The sequence below is a fragment of the Herbiconiux flava genome (genome assembly GCF_013409865.1).
Lineage (GTDB): Bacteria > Actinomycetota > Actinomycetes > Actinomycetales > Microbacteriaceae > Herbiconiux > Herbiconiux flava.
Genome location: NZ_JACCBM010000001.1, coordinates 479,062 through 498,469, shown reverse-complemented (window position 1 = coordinate 498,469; position 19,408 = coordinate 479,062). Strand labels below are relative to the sequence as shown.

Below are 19,408 nucleotides of genomic sequence, written 5' to 3'. Positions count from 1 at the left end.
GGCGGCGATCAGCCGCCGACGACCGGGCCGAAGTGCTGCGGCAGCGTCGAGCGGTGCGCACCCGAGAGCTCGTCGAGCGGCACGGTGAACAGGCCCTGCACCTCGAGCGAGCCCGACAGCGCATCCGTCACCCCGATGCGGAGCGCGGGGATGCCGCGCCCGTCGCAGAGGCCGCGGAACTTCACGTCGTCCTCCCGGGGAACCGACACGAGCACGCGACCGGTCGACTCGCTGAACAGCGCGTCGGACTCGGAGACGCCGTCGCGCGAGACGATCTCGTCGAGCCAGATGCGGGCACCGATGCCGAAGCGCAGCACCGACTCCGCGACGGTCTGCGCGAGGCCACCGTCGGAGAGGTCGTGCGCCGCGTCGATCAGGCCCTCGACCGCGCCGGCGCGCAGCAGCTCCGCCAGGGCGACCTCGCCGGGCAGCGACACCTGGGGCGGCAGGCCGCCGAGGTGGTCGTGGATGACGCCGGCCCAGGCCGAGCCGTCGAGCTCTGAGCGGGTGGTGCCGAGCAGGTAGAGGTTCGAGCCCTCGTCCTGCCAGCCCGAGGGGATGCGCCGGGCGACGTCGTCGATCACGCCGAGCACGGCGACGACCGGGGTCGGGTGGATCGGCTGCGAGCCCGTCTGGTTGTAGAACGAGACGTTGCCGCCGGTGACGGGGATCTCGAGCTCGAGGCAGCCGTCGGCCAAACCCTCGACGGCCTGCGAGAACTGCCACATGACCTCGGGGTTCTCGGGCGAGCCGAAGTTCAGGCAGTCCGAGACGGCGACCGGGGTCGCGCCGGTGACGGCGACGTTGCGGAAGGCCTCGGCCAGGGCGAGCTGCGCCCCGCGGTAGGGGTCGAGCTGGCAGTACCGGCCGTTGGCGTCGGAGGCCAGCGCGAAGCCCAGCCCCGACTCCTCGTCGACGCGGATCATGCCGCCGTCGTCGGGGAAGGACAGCGCCGTGTTGCCGAGCACGTAGCGGTCGTACTGGTTGGTGATCCACTCCTTCGACGCCATGTTCGGCGAGGAGACCACGCGGAGGAACTCGGCGCGGAGCTCGTCGCCGGTGGTGGCGCGGGGCAGGCGGGAGGCCGAGTCGGCCTGCAGCGCATCCTGCCAGGAGGGGTAGGCGACGGGGCGCTCGTAGACCGGGCCGTCGACCGCGACGGTGCGCGGCTCCACGTTCACGATCTCCTCCCCGTGCCAGTTGATGACGAGGCGCCCGGTGTCGGTGACCTCGCCGAGCACGCTGGTCTCCACGTCCCACTTGGAGGTGACGGCGAGGAAGCCCTCGAGCTTCGAGGGCTGCACGACCGCCATCATGCGCTCCTGGCTCTCGCTCATCAGGATCTCTTCCGCGGTGAGCGACGGGTCGCGCAGCAGCACCTTCTCGAGCTCGATGAACATGCCCCCGTCGCCGTTGGAGGCGAGCTCCGAGGTGGCGCACGAGATGCCGGCGGCCCCCAGGTCTTGGATGCCCTCGACGAGGTCGCCCGCGAAGAGCTCGAGGCAGCACTCGATGAGCACCTTCTCGGCGAACGGGTCGCCGACCTGCACCGCGGGGCGCTTGGTCGGGCCGCCGGCGGAGAAGGTGTCGGAGGCGAGGATGGACGCCCCGCCGATGCCGTCGCCGCCGGTGCGGGCGCCGAAGAGCACGACCTTGTTGCCGACACCGCGGGCGTTGGCGAGGTGCAGGTCTTCGTGCCGCAGCACGCCCACCGAGAGCGCGTTGACCAGCGGGTTGCCCTGGTACACCGGGTCGAAGTAGGTCTCGCCGCCGATGTTCGGCAGGCCCAGGCAGTTGCCGTAGAACGAGATGCCGCTGGTGACGCCGTGCACCACGCGGGCGGTGTCGGGGTCGTCGATCTTTCCGAAGCGCAGCTGGTCCATCACCGCGACCGGGCGGGCGCCCATCGAGATGATGTCGCGAACGATGCCGCCGACGCCGGTGGCCGCACCCTGGAAGGGCTCGATGTAAGAGGGGTGGTTGTGGCTCTCGACCTTGAAGGTCACGGCCCAGCCCTCACCCACGTCGACCACGCCGGCGTTCTCGCCCATGCCGACCATGAGGTTCTTCTTCATGGCCGGCGAGACCTTCTGGCCGAACTGGCGCAGGTAGATCTTCGACGACTTGTAGGAGCAGTGCTCGCTCCACATCACCGAGTACATCGCCAGCTCGCCCGAGGTGGGGCGGCGGCCCAGGATCTCGCGGATCTTCGCGTACTCGTCGGCCTTCAGGCCGAGAGCCTCGTAGGGCTGCTCCCGCTCCGGGGTCGCGATGGCGTTCTCGACGGTATCGGCATTGCTCACGCGGCCAGGACTCCTTGAGTTGCAGGGGTGGGATGCGCGTCGATTCTACCGGGGCGAGTACCCCGTGCTGTCGGCGCCTCCGCCGGTGCCCGCGCCGGCCCCCTCGAGCGACCCGGTGGTCTTGCCCGCCGGGTCGGTGATGATGCAGGTGATCAGGCGGTCGTCGGACTCGCTCCAGGAGTCGGCGGTGGGCACGAGGTAGCTGTAGTCGTAGACGGTGTCGGCGTAGCTGGCACCGAGGAAGGTCTCGAAGGCGGTGAGGCAGCCGTCGTCGGCGGCCGCGTCGACCTTGTCCTCGCCGGGGAAGGCGCCGTCGGCGGTGTCGGGCACCTCGAAGTCGGAGTAGACCTCCCAGTCGTGCGGGGTGGCGCAGTCGACGACCGGCACCTCGTAGACGGTGTCGCCCGACCACTCGTCGAAGCAGTCGCCGACGACGAGGTCGAAGACGTCGGTGCCGGTGCCGTCACTCGGGTCACCCGACTCGCTCGGCGTGGGCTCGGGGCTCGCGAACGGCTCCGAGGTGGAGAGAGGCTCGTCGAAGGGGTCGTCGGATGCTCCGCCGCCCGCCCCCGCGGCGACACCCAGCACGGCGAGGCTCGTGGTGACGCTGATGATGATCGACACGACGACGAAGATCAGCACGAGGCCCGAGAGGACCGAGCCGATGATGACGCCGGCCAGCGCCGGGCCGTTCTTGTAGCCGGCCTTCTTGGACTGGCTGAGGGCGATGGCCGAGACGATCAGGCCGACCAGCGTGGTGAAGAACGAGAGGATGAGGCCGACGATGCCGAGCGTTCGACCCGGGAAGTCGCCGTTCTGCGGCGGGCCGTAGGGCGGCTGGCCGTACGGCGGCTGCGGCGGCTGCCCGCCGTACGGGGGCTGCGGGGGCTGGCCACCGTAGGGAGGCTGGGGCGGCGGCGTGCCGTACCCGCCGGTCGGGGGCACCGGGGGTGGGGTGCTGCCGCTGTCGCTCATGGTCCTCCTCGTTCGGCCGTCCTCCGACGCTACCGCGCCGCGGGCTCCCACCCCAGTGCCGGCCCCAGCCGTTCCGCCATGTCGGTGAGGATCTGCGCGTAGTCGTCGGGCTCGAACGAGAACGGCAGCGCGAACGCCACCTCGTCGACCAGCTGGAAGGCCGGGTCGGCGTGCAGCACGTCGGCGAGCTCGGCGGAGGTGCCGACCAGATCGGCGGCGAAGAGCATCCGCCTAGGGCCCATCGGCACGCCCACCCGCCCCGCCCGGCTCGCGGCGTAGGCCTCGTAGCGCGCCCGCTGCGACGCGCTCGCCGAGTCGGTGGGGATGACGACGAGCCCCTGCGAGACCCGCGCGGCCCCGGCGAGCGGATGCGCGGCCCGGTACGCGAGGATCTGCGCACGCTGGTTCGTGGCGAAGTCGTCGCCCTCCTCGCCCTGCACCACGCTCGAGGTGAGGAAGTGGAAGCCGTTCTCGCCCGCCCAGGACGCCGAGCGGCTGCTGCCCCCGCCGTACCAGAGCCGGTCGACGAGCCCCGCGGCGTGCGGCTGCACGGTGTCGGCGAACTCCTCGATGCCCTGGCGGCCCGAGAAGTCGCTGACCACGTCACCCCGCACGAAGTCGCGGAAGCGCAGCAGCCGCTCGTAGCCGAAGTCCTCCTGCTCGCTCGTGTGCGGGTAGATCGCGTCGCGGTAGTGGTCGAGGTTCATCGGCACGCCCGCCGAGAAGCCCGGGTTCAGCCGGCCCCGGGTCAGCACGTCGACGGTGGCCAGGTCTTCGGCGAGCCGGAACGGGTTCTCGGCACCGATCGGGATGACCGCCGTGCCGAGCTCGATGCGGCTGGTGCGCTGCGAGGCGGCGGCCAGCACCGCGGTGGGGGAGGAGATGCCGTGCTGCAGGTGCCGCTGCCGAAGCCACGCGCTGTCGAAGCCGAGCTCCTCGCCGCGCTCGAGGATGCGCAGCGTGGTCTCGTGCCCGCCCGCCGGGTCGGCGGGGTCGAACAGTCCGATGGTGAGGAAGCCGAGACGCTTCAGCGGGGTTCCGGATGCGGGCATGCATCGAGGCTACGCGGTGCCTCCGACGTCGGCCGCTTCATGACGCTGCGTCGCCGAGCGGCCGGCCGGCTCAGGGCGTGAAGAGGGCCGCGAGCTCGTCCCACCACGCGGCCGACGACGCGCGGGCGGCCTCCGCCCGGGCGAGGCCGCGCGAGCGGATGCCCGCGCGGTCGCCCCACACGGCGGCCACCCGGTCGGCAGCCACCCGCGAGGCGGCGGAACCCGTCCCGTCGAGCACCTCGTCGAGCTGCAGCACGGCGTCCTGCCCGAGGTTGCCGAGCGCCCCGGTCAGCTTCACGGTCGTGTACTCGTCGACCGCGATGCCGACGGTCGGCACCCCGCCCGAGACCGCGAAGACGGCGGGGTGATAGCGGCTCGTCAGCACGAGCGAGGCCTGGCGCGCGAGGCCGGCGGCGGATACCGAGTCGGGCGGCACGACGGCCGAGGATGGCACGCGCATCCGCTCGGCCACCGCCTGGTGCAGCACCGAGTCGCCGCGCACCTCGTCGGCCAGAAGGCTGCCGAAGTGGGCGACGAACACGATCGCGAGACCCGTCGACAGCGCGACCTCGTCGAGCAGCCGGGCCGCGGAGTCGGCGAACAGGTCGCGGGAGGCGCCGTTCAGGTGGGTCGAGAAGGTCACCGCGCAGTACGGGTCGGCGAGAGCGGGGGCGGCGACGGATGCCCGATCCCCCACGAAGCTCGCGTCGTCGACGGTCGCGCGCAGCAGCTCCTCGGGCACCCCGAGATCCCGGCAGAGCGCGTACGACGACGGTTCCCGCAGCCCGGTCACGGCCGTGGACGACAGCAGCGACGCCACCAGCGAACCGTCGGAGGCCGTCAGCTCGGGCCCGATCGTCTGCCCGCTCACCACCAGCGGCCGGCCGAGCGCCTGGGCCACGGCGCCGAGCGTGGCCCGCTCGAAGATGTGCAGCGGCCAGGTCGAGGCCATGTTGCCGCCGCCGCAGACCAGCACGCCGTCGCTCCTGCGCACGGCGTCGATGACGGTGAGGGCGGGATCGCCTGGGGCCAGGAGGCCGCCCTGCCCGCGGGCCGTGTCGACGACCCGGCGCATCCGCTCGCCGTCGGCGGCCCGGTCGAGCGTAGCCCCCGCGCTGAAGCCGATGCGCGCGACCGCGTCGACACCGTAGCGCGAGGCGGTCTCGGCGGGGTCGGCCGAGATCGCGGTGACCGCGGTCGCACCGCGCTGCCGCAGCTGGTGCAGCGCCTCGTCGAACATCGCCTCGTCGCCGATGTGGATCATGTCGTCGACGACGCCGACGTCTCCGATCAGGACGAGACGCATCGAGGCTCCTAGGGGGTCGGTGAACGGGGCGGGAACGCCGGATTCACGCTAGCGGAATCGCGCCCTGCTCCCAGCCGCCGCGGCCTAGGATCAAGGGTGGTCCACCGCCCCCTCACGCGGGCGCTGCCGGGCCGCCCGACCGAGGGAGGCCCCATGGGAATCCAGACTTCGCTGGACGCCGTCCGCGACGCCGAGCACATCGTCGATGCGCTGCGCCTGGCCGACGACCTGGCCTTCGAGGCCAACCGCGACCCCGGCGTGCGCACCATCCGCATCCTCACCGCCGCCCTCCGCGACGACGACCAGCTCGTCGCCATCGCCGCGACGCACGCGCTCGCGCAGGTCTTCGACGAGCAGGCCGACCGGGCGCTGTCGCAGCTGCTCTCGAGCGAGCGCACCTTCCTGCGTGAGCACGCGGCGTGGGCGATCGGCTCCCGCATCCCGCGGCTCGACGCCATCGGCCGGCTGATCGCCATGGTCGTCGAGGGCGGCTTCGGCGGGATGCTCGCCCAGCGCACCCTCGAGCAGTGGGCGTTCCCCACGCCCGAGCACATCGCGATCGGTCTCGAGGGGGCGCTGCTCGGCGTGCGGGCGAGCGAGGAGCGCTACCGCCTCGTCGAGACGCTCGGCCTCGTGCGCGGGCCCATCGCCACCCGGCCGCTCCTCGGCATCGCCGCCGACGAGGGGGAGGACGAGCAGGTGCGCGTCGCCGCCGTCTCCGCGCTCGGGCAGCGCCGCGACGAGGCCGCGACGGCCGAGATCCGCGCCTTCCTCGACGGGCTGACCGCGGGCGGGGGCTACCTCGCCGACGTGGCGCGGCTCGCCCTCGTCGATCTCGCGGGCGGAACGGCCGTGCGCGACGAGCCGCACGACGACCTCACGGTGGCCCAGCTCTTCCTGCACGCCGACATCGACGCCGACCTCAGCCACGCCGGCTCGGGCGACAACGGCGGCATCGCGACCCTGCTCGTGCGCCTCGGCGACGCCCTCGTCGACGAGACCTCGGAGCGGCGGGTCGAGCGGGTCATCACGATGTCGCGCGGCTCGGTGCAGGGCGCGGTCGAGAGCGTGGCGTCCATCCGGGCGACCACCGAGGGGCACGTCTACGGCCGCATCCCGCTGCTCAGCGAGCCCGTGAACAGCGCCTCGGCGTGGCCGCTGCGGGTCGCGGCCCGGCGGGGCATCCGTCGCATGCTGCGTGCCGCCGGCGGGGTCGACCTGCTGCACCTGCGGATGGCCGACGTGGGCTCGCTCGCCGCCGCCGACGTGGCGCGCGAGCTCGACGTGCCCGTGGTGTTCACCGTCGCGCCCGACCCGCACGCGGTCATCCGCTCGATGGACCTCGCCGGCCAGCTGACCCGCGCCAACTTCGGCGAGGTCGACGAGAACGAGCACTTCTGGTTCCGCACCCGGCTGGTGCAGCGGCTCGCCTCGAACGCCGCGCACAGCGTGCTCTTCCCACGCCCGCAGCTCGAGAAGGACATGCGCGAGCTCGTCGGCATCGACGTCACCTCCCACCCCGAGCGCCACACGGTCGTGCCCGAGGGCATCGACCTCGGAGTCGTCGACCGCGGGGTCGCCGAGGCCGCGGCGCTCGCCTCCGGTCTGCCGGCGTCGCCCGCGCTGGCCGAGCTCACGGCGCTGCTCGAGGGGCTTCCGGATGCGCGGCGGGGCCTGCCCCTGCTGGTGAGCGTCGGGCGGTTCCACCGGGTGAAGGGCATGGCCTCGATCGTCGACGCGTGGGCCACCGGCCCGCTGCGTGACGAGGCGAACCTGCTGCTGATCGGCGGCGACCTCGAGAGCCCGTCGGTCGACGAGCAGGAGCAGCTGGCGCTGATGGACGCGCTCGTGCCCGCCTCCCACCGCTTGGAGCGCGGGCTGCTGCTGCCCGGGCACCGACCGAACGACACGGTGGCCCGCTGGGTCGCGGCGGCGCGCTTCGGCGTTCCGGGGCTCGCCGCACCGCGCGGCGTCTACGTCTGCGGCAGCGTGAAGGAGGAGTTCGGCATCGCGCTCCTCGAGGCCATGGCCTCGGGGCTGCTCGTCGTCGCGCCCGACGGCGGTGGGCCGGCGACCTACGTGGAACGCGGGGTCACGGGCATCCTGACGCAGACCTGGAACGTGTCGTCGCTGGCGCTCGCGATGTGGGAGGCGTTCGCGCTGGCGCAGTCGGGCACGAACCCGGGCCAGCCCGAGGCGTCGCGCGCGACCGTCGAGCGGAGCTTCACGGTCGAGGCGATGGCGGATGCGCTGGTCGGCGTCTACGACGGCGTCCACGTCGAGTACTCGGCGGCGGGCGTCGCGTGACCCTGCTGATCATCAGCCCCGACTACGCCTCGCACCTGCTGCCGCTCGCGACCCTGGGCACGGCGTGGCAGGCGGCCGGCGAGCGGGTCGTCGTGGCGACCGGGCCGGCGACCGATGCGATCGTGCGCTCGTTCGGCTTCGAGCGCGTCGAGCTGCAGCTGGGCAAGGGCTCGAACCCCGGGGTCATCCGGGCGGAGGAGCAGCCCGAGGGGGAGGACGACGCGCTGCGCGGCTTCTTCGACGCGACCCGGCGCGGGATGGTCGCGGCGCTGTCGTTCCAGGCCTCGGCGCGGCTGTCGGATCTGATGTGGGAGCCGGTGCGCACGGCGCGGCGGGTGCAGGAGGTGGTCGCGGCCGTGGCGCCGGACCGCATCCTCGTCGACCACCTCGCGTTCAGCGCCCGGCTGGCGTTGGTGGCGGCCGGGATCCCGCACGTGGACGTCGTGCTCGGGCATCCCTCGGCCCTGCCGGTGCCCGGATCGGGGGAGGTGTACGGGTTCCCGCCGGCGTGGCCCGACGTGTTCTCGTCGTCGCTGCTGCCGTCGGAGCTCTCGGAGCTTCGCGCGCTCTGCGAGCAGGTCGACGCGAACTTCACCGCCGAGTGGAACGCCGCGCTGCAGGAGCTCGACCCCTCGGCGCCGCCTACGTCGAGCGCCTTCGAGGAGCACGGCGAGACGCTGCTGTTCAACTACCCCGTCGAGCTCGCGGGCGCCGGGCGCCGCGCCCGCTACCCGGCCTCGTCGTTCATCGGTTCGGCGGTGCGGTCGGAGGACGCGGACGAGGTGGCGGCGGTGGAGGCGTGGATCGCCTCGTCGGCCGAGCCGATCGTGTACGTCAGCTTCGGCAGCTTCCTCTCGGTGCGCGACGACGTGCTGGCGCGGGTGGTCGCGGCGCTGCGCTCGCTCGCCGCCAGCACCCCGCTGCGGGTCGCGCTCGCCGTCGGCTCGGCCGACCGCGCGGTGCTCGGCGAGCTGCCGTCGTCGTGGCTGGTGCGGGAGTTCCTGCCGCAGGTCGCGCTGCTCGGGGCTGCCGCGGCCGCCGTGACGCACGGGGGCAACAACAGCGTCACCGAGGCGATGACCGCGGGCGTGCCGCTTCTCGTGCTGCCGTTCTCGACCGACCAGTTCGCGGGGGCCGCCGCCCTCGTCGACGCGGGGTTCGCGCAGGCGCTCGACCCGAACGCGGCGACGCCGTCCGCGCTCGCGGCGGCGCTCGCCGCGCTGCTGCCGCTCGCGCCCGAGGCCGCCGCGCGCCTGGCGGCGCTGTCGGCGTCGCTGCGCGCGACGCCGGGGCCGGCGCGGGCGCTGGCGGCAGCATCCGCCGCCCCGCCCCTCGCGCCGTAGCCGCCCGACGCGTGCCCGCGCCGCGCCGCGCTGCCTCAGCCTGACGTGCGCGCCGCGCCGGCTCAGCCGGCCCGGCGGCGGCGGGCGCGCAGGGCCACCACGAGACCTCCGAGCAGCACCAGCACCGCCGCGGCGACCCAGCCGCCGGTGGCGTCGGGTGCGCCGGTGGCTGCGAGCGAGCCCGAGCCGCTGCCCGCGGTGTCGGAGCTCGCCGGGTCGCCCGCGCCCGGTGCCGCGCCACCCGCCGGGGGTGTCGTCGACCCGTCACCCGGTGTCCCGGGCGAAGGAGCGGACGGAGCGGGCGTGGGCGTGGGTGTCGGGGTCGGTGTGGGCGTCGGAGTCGGCGCGAGCACGTACGAGTCGCCCTCGCGGCTGACCGTGACGGCGGCGGTCGAGACGGTCGAGGTCGTCGCCAGGTCGGCATAGCGCGCGCCGAAGCTGCAGTGCAGCGTGAACGACGCGGGCCGGCCGGCCGCATCGTCCGTCCACCACGACGCCTTCTTCACGAAGTCCACCAGGGAGAGCTCGGCGTCCTTCGCCGTGGTGGTCGTGGCCTTCGCGCCGTCGGGACGCGTGCCCGACCAGGTCACGTCGCTCGTCGTGACGGCCACCCCTGCCTCAGCCGCGTTCGCCCGCCAGGCGGGGGTCGGGCAGACGACGACGTTCCCCGAGGAGCCGGTGCGGATGACCGGCTCGTCCGCCGGCAGCGGCCCCGGCAGATCGGGGTTCGGGATGTTCTGCTTCAGCCAGGCCGCGAGCGACGCTCCGCAGCGGGTGTCGACGCCCCAGTTCGTCTTCGGGCACTCGCTCGGCTTGGCCGCGACGGGCCAGAGGGTCTGCGGGTCGGAGCGCCCGAGGAAGGATCCCCCGTCCTTCTGCTCGAACAGCGCGAGCCAGCTCGGCACCGCGGTCACGCCGAGGTCGAACTCCCATTCGCAGCCCTGGAAGTGGTCGTCCCGGATCACGTACTCCTCGCAGTGCACCGGGGTGCGGGCCTGGCCCTCGAAGCGATCGAGCGAACTCGAACCCGGGGTCACCGAGAACTTCTTGTCCCGCCCCGACCAGTCCGACGTCTGCTGCGCGACGAACCACGACGCGATCGTCTCGCTCCCGCACAGCAGGCCGTCGACCGGTGCCACCATGCACTTGACGGTGAGGCCGTTCTCCACGACCCAGCTCGGGTTGCTCCGCCGGTCGAGCATCGTCGTCGGGGGGAACGCGAGGTTCTTGGTGACGCCGAAGGTCTTGCCGCGGTACTGCGAGTAGAACTGCCAGGCGGGCATGTCGCGGGTGGCCGTCTCGTTCGGGATCCAGACCATCTTCACGCCGGTCGTGTCGAAGCTCCGCGGGTCGGTTCCGGGAGCAGGATCCGGCAGCCGGTTCTCGCCCATCAGGTTCAGCAGGTCGTACGGACGGTACGGCTGCACCCGCGCGAGGTCGTAGGGCAGGTAGCCGTGCTCGGCGAGCTGCAGCGGGATGCGCAGGGACGCCGCGATCGCCGTGTGCGAGGTGGTGTAACCCGAGAGGAGGGTGTTCCACTGCGTCGAGTTCGCCGGCTTGAAGCCCGGGACACCCGAGTAGGTGACCGCCGCGGGGGAGTCGGTCCAGGTGCCGCTCGTCGCCCAGGACTCGGGGAAGCCGCTGGGCTTCCGGGCCCACACGAGGGAATCCATCGTGACACCGGCGTTCGTGACGCCGGTGATGTCGGTGCCGAGGCTCATCACCACGTCGTCGTTCGAGATCGGCAGGCCGACCTCGGTCCACTCGGCGACGATGCCGGCGTAGAAGGTGCGCGAGAAGCTGAGCGCGCTGTCGCACACCGTGGCCGCCTGTCCGTCGGGAGCGCTCTGGGCCGCCAGGGCGCAGACCGAGCCGGCGGCGTCGGCCGACACCGACCCGTGGTCCTTGGTCGTGTAGAGCTTCGACGCCTGCATCAGCGACGCCTGCTGCAGCAGGTACATGCCCTGGGCCTGCACGGTCTGCCAGTAGGTCACGATGTCCTGCACCGGGGCGTAGTACTGGCGGTCGTCGAGCCACACCCCCACGTCGTTCTGTCCCGCTGCCTGCCGGGCGGCGGCCCCGGCGGCGTTCAGCTTCCAGTCGGTGAGGTGGGCGCGCCCGCAGGTCTGGATGACGCCGGGGGTGCTGCCGTGCGTGACCATGTACTGATGGGCCTCCCGGATGTCGTGGGCCATCGGGCTCGTCTCGACGTTCACGACGTCCCGCTTCGGGTTCGTGCCGAGGGTCACGTCGACGAAGTCGTCCATGTACCCCTGCAACCGGGTCGTGTTCGTGAGCCGGTTGTCCTGAACGCGCTGCAGCTCCTTGATCACCTGGGTGTACACGGCCTGCGAGGTCTCGACCGAGGTGATGAAGTGGGGCAGGTCGCTCGACTGGGTGACGCACTGGCCGAGCACGACCGTGTCCTCGAGCTCGAGCACGTTCTGCTTGACGTCGGCGAGCTGCACCTGCAGCTGATCCAGCTTGCGCTCGATGTCGTCGAGCTGCTGCAGGCGGTCGAGCACGTCCTGGATGCCTGGACCGGTGTCGCCGCCGAAGATCGTGGAGATCGTCGGTCCGAGGATGTCGAGGAAGAGCGACGCCCCCGTGAACTCGCGGCCGAGCAGCTTGCCCACGTTGCCGAGCGCCGAGTTCATCCCGCTGATCCAGGTCGTCGCCGTTCCGGCACCCGACCACGACGCCGCCTGGGCCGGCTGGGGCTGCTCGACGACGACGGCGCCGCCCGCGATGACCGCGGTGACGGCGACGGCGGCCGCGGCGCGGGAGAGCCGGGCTCCCGGCCGGCGGGCTCCGCGCATCCGGGAGCCGGATCGGGAGGGGCGGTCGGGGCGGCGGGGCGATCGCGGGAGCATCGGGGTTCTCGAATCTGTGCTGTGGTCGTGAGAGGGCGGTGGTCGTGAGCAGGCGGATCGTTCGACGGTGCCTGCCCATGGTGCCTGTCTGTCCGCTCCCCGCACAGTCCCCCTATCGGGTGCACTCCGGCGTACGGTGAGCCGCATGAGCCCGACCAGCAGCGACGACGCCCGCGATCAGTACACCTTCGACAACCCGGTCACCCGGTACGCGCGGGTCGAACCGCCCGTGCAGCATCAGCCCGAGCCCGGCGTGCAGGGGCCGATGCGGCCGGTGCCCGACCTCGGCGAGGAGAGCTACCGCGGTCTTGGCCGGCTGATCGGCCGCAGGGCGCTGATCACCGGCGGCGACTCGGGCATCGGCGGCGCCGTGGCCATCGCGTTCGCGCGCGAGGGCGCCGACGTCGCCATCTCGTACCTCCCCGACGAAGAAGCGGATGCCCGCCACGTCCTCGATCTCATCCAGGCCGCCGGGCGCCGCGGTGTGGGCCTGCCGGGCGACATCACCGACGCGGCGCACTGCCGGCAGCTCGTCTCGGACGCCGTGGAGCAGCTCGGCGGCCTCGACATCCTGGTCAACAACGCGGGCAAGCAGATCGCGGTCGACCGGCTCGAGGACCTCTCCGACGAGCAGTTCGAGCAGACCTTCCGCACGAACGTCTTCGCGAACTTCTGGATCACCAAGGCCGCCCTGCCGCACCTGCCGGCCGGGGCATCCGTCATCAACACGGCGTCGCTCGAGGCGTACCAGCCGTCGCCCGAGCGGGTCGACTACGCGGCCACGAAGGCGGCGATCAACAACCTCTCGAAGGGGCTGGCGCAGCAGCTGGCGCCGCGGGGCATCCGCGTGAACGTGGTGGCGCCGGGCCCGACCTGGACGGCGCTGCAGGTCTCGGGCGGCGTCAGCGACGAGCAGATGAAGGCCTTCGACGACGAGAGCACCTACCAGCGCGCCGGCCAGCCGGCCGAGCTCGCGCCCGCCTACGTCTTCCTCGCCTCGGCCGAGTCGAGCTACGTCTCGGGCGAGACCCTCAACGTCAACGGCGCGATGCCCACCCCCTGATCGGATGCTCCCCGCACTCCTCGGGGCCTCCGAGCCCGTGACGAGGTCGGCGCCCGTGAGGCGTGCGCGAACCGGCCGGGTCAGCGGGGGAGGGGGCCGCGGGGTGGGGTGGAGGCGGCGAGTTCGGCCGGGGTGAGGGCGTCGAGGGAGCGGCCGCGGGTCTCGGGGCCGAGGGCGGTGGCCGCGAAGCCGATGGCGCAGGCCGCGATGACGAAGAGCGCCACGAGCCACGACGCCCCCGAGGCCGCCGCCACGAGGGCCACCGCGATCAGCGGGGTGAGGCCGCCCGAAAGGGCGCCGGCGACCTCGCGGCTGAAGGCGAGGCCCGTGAAGCGGGCCCGGGCCGTGAAGAGCTCGGAGAAGTAGGCGCCCTGCGGCCCGAACATGGCGCCGACGCCCACGCCGAGACTCACCACGACGGCGATCGTGATGCCGAGCGGCGATCGGGTGCCGTCGATGATCGCGAAGTAGGGGAAGACGAACAGGGCCGAGAAGCCGATGCCGAACAGCACGACCGGCTTCCGGCCGACGCGGTCGGAGAGCGCGCCGAAGAGCGGCAGCGTGATCATCGTCGCGAAGGTGGCCGCCGTCACGGCGATCGGGCCGACGGAGTTCGCGAGCTTCAGGGTGCCCACGAGGTAGGCGGTGAGGAAGGTGAGGTTGACGTAGGCGAGCACGTTCTGAGGCGTCTGGCTGCCGATCAGCACGAGCGCCGCCTTCTTCTCGAAGCGGAAGACCGACGAGATCGGCGCCGCCTTCACGGTCGGCTCGGCGGCCGCCCGCTCCTGCGCCTCGAGGAACGCCGGGCTCTCGGCGAGCTTCAGCCGGATGAACAGCGCCACCGCGATCACCACGACGCTCGCGGCGAACGGGATGCGCCAGCCCCAGGCGAGGAAGTCCTCCTCAGGCAGCTGCGTCACGAGGGCGAACGCCCCCGACGCGAGCAGCAGCCCGAGGTAGACGCCGACCGCCGGCCACGCCCCCTGGAGCCCGCGCGATCGCGCCGGCGCGCTCTCGACCGAGAGGATCGCGGCCCCGCCGAACTCCGCCCCGGCCCCGATGCCCTGCACCGCCCGCAGCACGACCAGGATGATCGGCGCCCACACCCCGACCTGCTCGTAGGTGGGCACGAACGCCATCGCGACCGTCGAGACGCCCATCACGAGCAGCGTGATGATGAGCACATTCTTGCGCCCCACCGTGTCGCCCAGCCGGCCGAAGATCAGCCCGCCGAGCGGCCGGATGAAGTAGCCCACCGCGAGTGTCGCGAAGGCGGCGAGGGTGGCCACCGTCGGGTCGGCGTCGGTGAAGATGATGCGGTTGAACACCAGCGCGGCGGCCGTGCCGTAGAGGTAGAAGTCGTACCACTCCAGCGCCGACCCCACGAGCGCGGCGGCCGCCACCCGCCGGTTCACGCCCGTCGATCCCTCAGCCCGCGACATCGATGCCCTCCTCCTCGGTGACCGCCCCGGCCACCGACTCGCCGATCGGTCCGGCCTCCGCCGAGTGCGAATGGATCAGCCGGATGATCTCCTGGCTCATGCTGTCGTACTCATGGCTGTTCTCGCGCTCCCCCGTGATGACGAAGCGGTCCATCACCGCGATCCGGTCGGCCAGCGTGATCATCTCGGCGAGGTCGCTGGAGATCAGCAGGATCGCCATGCCCTCGTCGGCGAGCTTCCAGATCAGCTCGTAGAACGACCGCTTCGTGCGCAGGTCGATGCCGACGGTCGGCTCGTCGATGATCAGGATGCGCGGGGAGGCGGCCAGCCATTTCGCCAGCGACACCTTCTGCTGGTTGCCCCCCGAGAGCCGCCCCGCCAGCTGGGCCTGCGAGGAGATGCGGATGTCGAGGTCGTCGACGAAGCGGGCCACGAGCTCCCGTTCGCGCCGCGCGCTGATCAGTCCCGGCCCGCGCTGCAGCTCCGGCCACACCGTGACCGCGATGTTCCTCGTGATGCTCTGCTCGAGGAAGACGCCCTCCTCCTTGCGGTTCTCGGTCACGTAGCCGATGCGGTGCCGGTGCAGCGCCTGACGCACCGAGCGGATGCGCGCCGGCACCCCCTCGACCCGGAGCTCTCCCGCGGTGATCCGCTCGAGCCCCACGATCGCCCGGGCGAGCTCGGTGCGCCCGGCCCCCACCAGCCCGTACAGGCCGAGGATCTCACCGGGGCGCACGCGGAGCGAGACCCCGTGGTGCCCGGCGGTCGTCGTGACCGACGACAGCTCCAGGGCGGGGGCCTCGCTCCGCGGAGCGGCGCGCGCGGGCACGGTGAGCGAGCCGAGCGCCCGCCCCACCATCGTGTCGACGATCTCGTCGTGCGAGTGCGCGGCCAGCGGCTGCGACTCGAGCACCGAGCGGCCGTCGCGCAGTACCGTCACGGTGTCGCAGTGCGCGTAGACCTCCTCGAGCTTGTGGCTGACGAACAGGACGGCCGCGCCCTCGTCGCGCAGCCGGTCGACCACGCGGAACAGCCGGTCGCTCTCGGCGCCGCTGATCGACGCGGTCGGCTCGTCCAGCAGCAGCACCCGCGTCTCGGTGTAGAGCGCGCGGGCGATCTCGACGAGCTGCATCTGCGCCGACGACAGTTCGGCGATCGGGGTGGCCGGGTCGAGGGCGACCTCGAGCTGCGCCAGGCACGCGGCGGCCTCGTCGTGCACGCGGGTCCAGTCGATCCGGCCGCCGCGCAGCGGCATCCGCCCGAGCACGATGTTCTCGGCCACGCTGAAGCCGCGGATGACGTTGCGCTCCTGGTGCACGACGCCGATCCCGGCGTCCCGCGCCGCGGCGGGGTCGGCCAGCGACGTCTCCACCGCCCGCCCGTCGCGGCCGGCCACGAGGATGCGCCCGCCGTCGGGCCGGTGCACGCCGGTGAGCGCCTTGATCAGGGTGGACTTGCCCGCCCCGTTCTCACCCAGCAGGGCGTGCACCGATCCGGGCAGCAGGGTGAGCGACACCTCGTCGAGCGCCTTGACGCCCGGGAACGACTTGGAGATCGCGAGGGCCTGGAGAGCGGGAACGGTCATCGGGAGGCCTCCACGGTCTCGGGGGTCCGGGCATCCTCGGCACGCTCGGCGCCCCGCCGCCGTTCGGCGCGCACCTGCCGCACCCGGTCGAGGGCGACGGTGCCGAGCACGACGGCGCCGATCACGAAGTTCACCCACGCGGGGGCGAGCTGGAACTCGGCCCGCGCGGTGTCGACCAGGCGCACGACCGTCGCCGCGAGCACGGTGCCGAGCACGGCGACGGTGCCGCCCGTCAGCGAGACGCCGCCGATGATCGGGGCGGCGAAGCTCGGCAGCAGCCAGTCACCGCCGACGCTCTGGTTCACCCCGGGCAGTGCGGCGAGGCTGACGAGCGCCGCGACACCGCAGAGGAGGCCTGAGGCGGCGTGCGCGAGCACGACGCTGCGATCGTTCGAGATGCCGAGCAGTCGCGCGGCCTCGGGGTTGTCGCCGCTCGCCAGGAGTCGCCGCCCGGATCGGGTGTACCGGAAGGCCAGGGCCACGACGACCGCGACGGCCACCGCGGCCAGGAAGATCACCGGCACGCCGACGACGGTCGCCCGGCCGACGGCGGCGAGCGGCTCCCAGTTGGCGGCCGAGACCGTGCGGGTGCCGACGAGCGCGTACTGCGCCCCGAGCAGGATGGTCATCGTCGCCAGCGTCACGATGAAGCCGTTGATGCGGGTGAGCACGACCAGCCAGCCGTTCGCGAGTCCGGCGAGCAGCCCGACCGCGAGCGGCACGATCGCCCCGAGCAGGGGCGGCACGCCGACGTCGGCCATCAGCACTGCGGCGAGGGCGGCGGCGACACCGCCGATGGCACCGACCGCGAGGTTGAGCTGGCCGACGGCGACCGTGATCATCTGCGCGAGACCGATCAGGATCGGCACGGCCAGGAACTGGAAGAAGGTGCGGACGCCGACGGGGGAGAAGAGGTCTCCGCCCGAGGCGAGGCCGAGCAGCACGGTGCCGGCGACGACGATCACGACGAGGGTGATGCTCTGCGAGCGCAGCAGGGCGCGCACGCCGGTGCGACGGCCGCCGTTCATGCCGGCACCTCCTCGGCGGTGGGGGTGCGGCCTCTCCGCAGCCTGATCTCCCTCACCCGGTCGGCCGAGAGGGCCACCAGCAGGATGATGCCGAGCAGCACGTTGAGCGTCTCGATCCCGACGCCGAACAGCTCGAGCCCCTTGCGGATCACCAGCGTCAGCGTGATGCCGAGGAAGGTGCCGACCACCGAGACGTAGCCTCCGGCCAGCAGCGTGCCGCCCAGGATCGGCCCCACGAACGACTGCAGCATGAACTCGTCGCCGATCGACGGCGTGAACGACCCGATGCTGGTGGCCAGCAGGATGCCCGCCAGCGCCGCGAGCGTGCCCGAGAGCGTGTGCGCCAGCACGATCCGCCGCGCCGTGGGGATGCCCGACAGCTCGGCGGCGGTGACGTTGCTGCCGGTGAGCAGCAGTTCGCGGCCGTACCGGGTGCGCTGGTAGAGCAGCCCGATCACGGCCATCACGACGAGCACCGGCACGACCATCAGCGGGATGGCCGCCGGGCCGCACCAGCCGGCGAGGCAGACCGATGCGAACGAGGTGCGGCCGAGCAGGTCGAAGCCCTCCGGCTTCACGACGAAGGCCGACCCGGTGCTGAGCGCGGAGTAGACGGTGGGCACCAGACCGAGCAGCGCGAAGCTCATGGCGAGCGTGACGATGAACGAGTTCACCCCGGTGCGGGCGATCATCCAGCCCGTCACGGCCCCGATCGCGGCACCCGCGACCAGGCCGAGCAGGATCCCGGCCACCAGGGGCAGGGCGAACAGGTCGAACGAGATGCCCGCGACCATCGCGCCGAACGCCGCCATCTGGCCGACGGCGATGTTCATGTGGCCGATCGAGAGCACCGTCATCTGGGCGAGCCCGACGACGGTGAAGACCGCGATCGAGGTGATCAGCGGGGCGAGCACGAAGGCGCCGTTCAGGAACGACGGCTTGAGGGCGACCAGCACGCCGACGAGCACCGCGATGATCGCGATCAGCACGAAGCGGGGGGTGCCGAGCCAGCGCACGACAGCGGGGCGGCTCGTCACGCGACGATCCGGTCGTCGATGGCGTCCTGGTTCCAGGCGATGCCGAGGCCGGGAGCGGTCGGCGCCAGGGCGCGGCCGTCGACGATCTCGAGCTCGCCGTGGGTGATGGCGCGCAGCTGCGGGATGTACTCGACGTAGCGCCCGTTCGGCACGGCGCCCACGAGGCTGACGTGCAGCTCCATCAGGAAGTGCGGGCAGACCGCGACGTTGAAGGCCTCGGCGAGGTGGGCGACCTTGAGCCACGGGGTGATGCCGCCGATCCGGGCCACGTCGACCTGCACGATCCCGGCGGCCCCGCGCTCGAGGTACTCCCGGAACTGCGCCACCGAGTACATCGACTCCCCGACCGCGATCGGGATGCTCGTCGCCCGGGCGAGCCGCTGGTGCCCGGCGACGTCGTCGGCGGGCAGCGGCTCCTCGAGCCAGAACAGGTCGAGCGGCTCGAACGCCCTCGCCCGCCGGATCGCCTCGGCGCCGGTCATCGACTGGTTGGCGTCGACCATCAGGTCCATCCGGTCGCCCACGGCGTCGCGCACCGCGCGCAGCCGCTCGACGTCGTCGGCGACGTGCGGCATGCCGACCTTGATCTTGAGACCCGACCAGCCGGCGGCGCGCGATCGCAGCGCGCCCTCGACGAGCTCGTCGGTCGAGAGGTGCAGCCATCCGCCTTCGGTGTCGTAGAGCGGCACCTCGCGGCGGAACCCGCCCGCCGTCTGCCAGAGCGGGGCGCCGGCGCGGAGGGACTTGAGGTCCCAGAGCGCCGTGTCGACCGCGGCGAGGGCGAGGGAGGTGATCGCCCCGGTCGTGGTCGCGCGGGTCGAGGCGAAGAGGCGGTGCCAGATCGCCTCGACGTCCGCCGCGTCCTGCCCGGGCAGGAGGTCGAGGAGGTGGTCGCGCAGCATCGACAGCACCGCCCGCCCGCCCGTGCCGATCGTGTAGGAGTACCCGACGCCGGTCAGGCCGTCGTCGGTGTCGATCTCGACGAAGACCGTCTCCTGCTTGACGAAGCTCTGCACGGCGTCGGTGCGCACGGTCTCGACCTCGAGGTCGACGAGGCGGGCGCGGGCGGTGGTGATGATCGGCATCGGTGCCTC

Annotated in this window: 13 protein-coding genes; 3 read left to right on the top strand and 10 right to left on the bottom strand. The window is 72.7% G+C overall.

All coding sequences use genetic code 11. The features are described 5' to 3' along the window. Positions 1 to 8: 8 nt before the first annotated feature. From purL to BJ984_RS02335, 4 genes are all read right to left on the bottom strand, one after another. Complete coding sequence (gene purL, locus BJ984_RS02350) at positions 9 to 2,303, bottom strand: phosphoribosylformylglycinamidine synthase subunit PurL (RefSeq protein WP_179546667.1); 2,295 nt, start codon at positions 2,301 to 2,303, stop codon at positions 9 to 11. Between the two features lie 45 nt (positions 2,304 to 2,348). After that, positions 2,349 to 3,278: a DUF4190 domain-containing protein gene (locus tag BJ984_RS02345; RefSeq protein ID WP_179546666.1), complete on the bottom strand. Its 930-nt coding sequence runs from the start codon at positions 3,276 to 3,278 to the stop codon at positions 2,349 to 2,351. A gap of 29 nt (positions 3,279 to 3,307) precedes the next feature. Then, entirely contained in the window at positions 3,308 to 4,330 is a 1,023-nt protein-coding gene (locus BJ984_RS02340) for an LLM class flavin-dependent oxidoreductase (RefSeq protein WP_179546665.1), read from the bottom strand. Between the two features lie 70 nt (positions 4,331 to 4,400). Continuing rightward, entirely contained in the window at positions 4,401 to 5,636 is a 1,236-nt protein-coding gene (locus tag BJ984_RS02335; protein ID WP_179546664.1) for a polysaccharide pyruvyl transferase family protein, read from the bottom strand. A gap of 153 nt (positions 5,637 to 5,789) precedes the next feature. Between BJ984_RS02335 and BJ984_RS02330 the strand changes: the two genes are divergently transcribed. Continuing rightward, positions 5,790 to 7,943: a glycosyltransferase gene (locus tag BJ984_RS02330; RefSeq protein WP_179546663.1), complete on the top strand. Its 2,154-nt coding sequence runs from the start codon at positions 5,790 to 5,792 to the stop codon at positions 7,941 to 7,943. After that, positions 7,940 to 9,286: a glycosyltransferase gene (locus BJ984_RS02325; RefSeq protein ID WP_179546662.1), complete on the top strand. Its 1,347-nt coding sequence runs from the start codon at positions 7,940 to 7,942 to the stop codon at positions 9,284 to 9,286. The genes BJ984_RS02330 and BJ984_RS02325 overlap by 4 nt, the downstream gene beginning before the upstream one ends. A 62-nt stretch (positions 9,287 to 9,348) precedes the next feature. Here the strand turns inward: BJ984_RS02325 and BJ984_RS02320 are convergent, their stop codons facing one another. Next, a complete protein-coding gene (locus tag BJ984_RS02320) occupies positions 9,349 to 12,159 on the bottom strand; it encodes a hypothetical protein (protein ID WP_179546661.1) in 2,811 nt (936 codons plus the stop codon). Between the two features lie 145 nt (positions 12,160 to 12,304). Here BJ984_RS02320 and BJ984_RS02315 point away from each other — a divergent pair, with 145 nt between their 5' ends. Continuing rightward, complete coding sequence (locus BJ984_RS02315) at positions 12,305 to 13,222, top strand: SDR family oxidoreductase (protein ID WP_179546660.1); 918 nt, start codon at positions 12,305 to 12,307, stop codon at positions 13,220 to 13,222. Between the two features lie 80 nt (positions 13,223 to 13,302). Here the strand turns inward: BJ984_RS02315 and BJ984_RS02310 are convergent, their stop codons facing one another. From BJ984_RS02310 to BJ984_RS02290, 5 genes are read right to left on the bottom strand one after another with little or no spacing between them, the layout of a single operon-like run. After that, the gene (locus tag BJ984_RS02310; RefSeq protein WP_179546659.1) at positions 13,303 to 14,664 is read right to left on the bottom strand and encodes an MFS transporter; all 1,362 of its coding nucleotides are present in this window, start codon (positions 14,662 to 14,664) and stop codon (positions 13,303 to 13,305) included. Next, positions 14,651 to 16,249: a sugar ABC transporter ATP-binding protein gene (locus BJ984_RS02305; RefSeq protein ID WP_179546658.1), complete on the bottom strand. Its 1,599-nt coding sequence runs from the start codon at positions 16,247 to 16,249 to the stop codon at positions 14,651 to 14,653. Before BJ984_RS02305 ends, BJ984_RS02310 begins: the two co-directional genes overlap by 14 nt. After that, positions 16,246 to 17,277: an ABC transporter permease gene (locus tag BJ984_RS02300; RefSeq protein ID WP_179546657.1), complete on the bottom strand. Its 1,032-nt coding sequence runs from the start codon at positions 17,275 to 17,277 to the stop codon at positions 16,246 to 16,248. The genes BJ984_RS02305 and BJ984_RS02300 overlap by 4 nt, the downstream gene beginning before the upstream one ends. Further along, entirely contained in the window at positions 17,274 to 18,314 is a 1,041-nt protein-coding gene (locus BJ984_RS02295; protein ID WP_218869956.1) for an ABC transporter permease, read from the bottom strand. Before BJ984_RS02295 ends, BJ984_RS02300 begins: the two co-directional genes overlap by 4 nt. Then, positions 18,311 to 19,399 carry a mandelate racemase/muconate lactonizing enzyme family protein gene (locus BJ984_RS02290; RefSeq protein ID WP_179546656.1) on the bottom strand — a complete coding sequence of 363 codons (1,089 nt, stop codon included), beginning with the start codon at positions 19,397 to 19,399 and terminating at the stop codon, positions 18,311 to 18,313. Before BJ984_RS02290 ends, BJ984_RS02295 begins: the two co-directional genes overlap by 4 nt. Positions 19,400 to 19,408 lie beyond the last annotated feature (9 nt).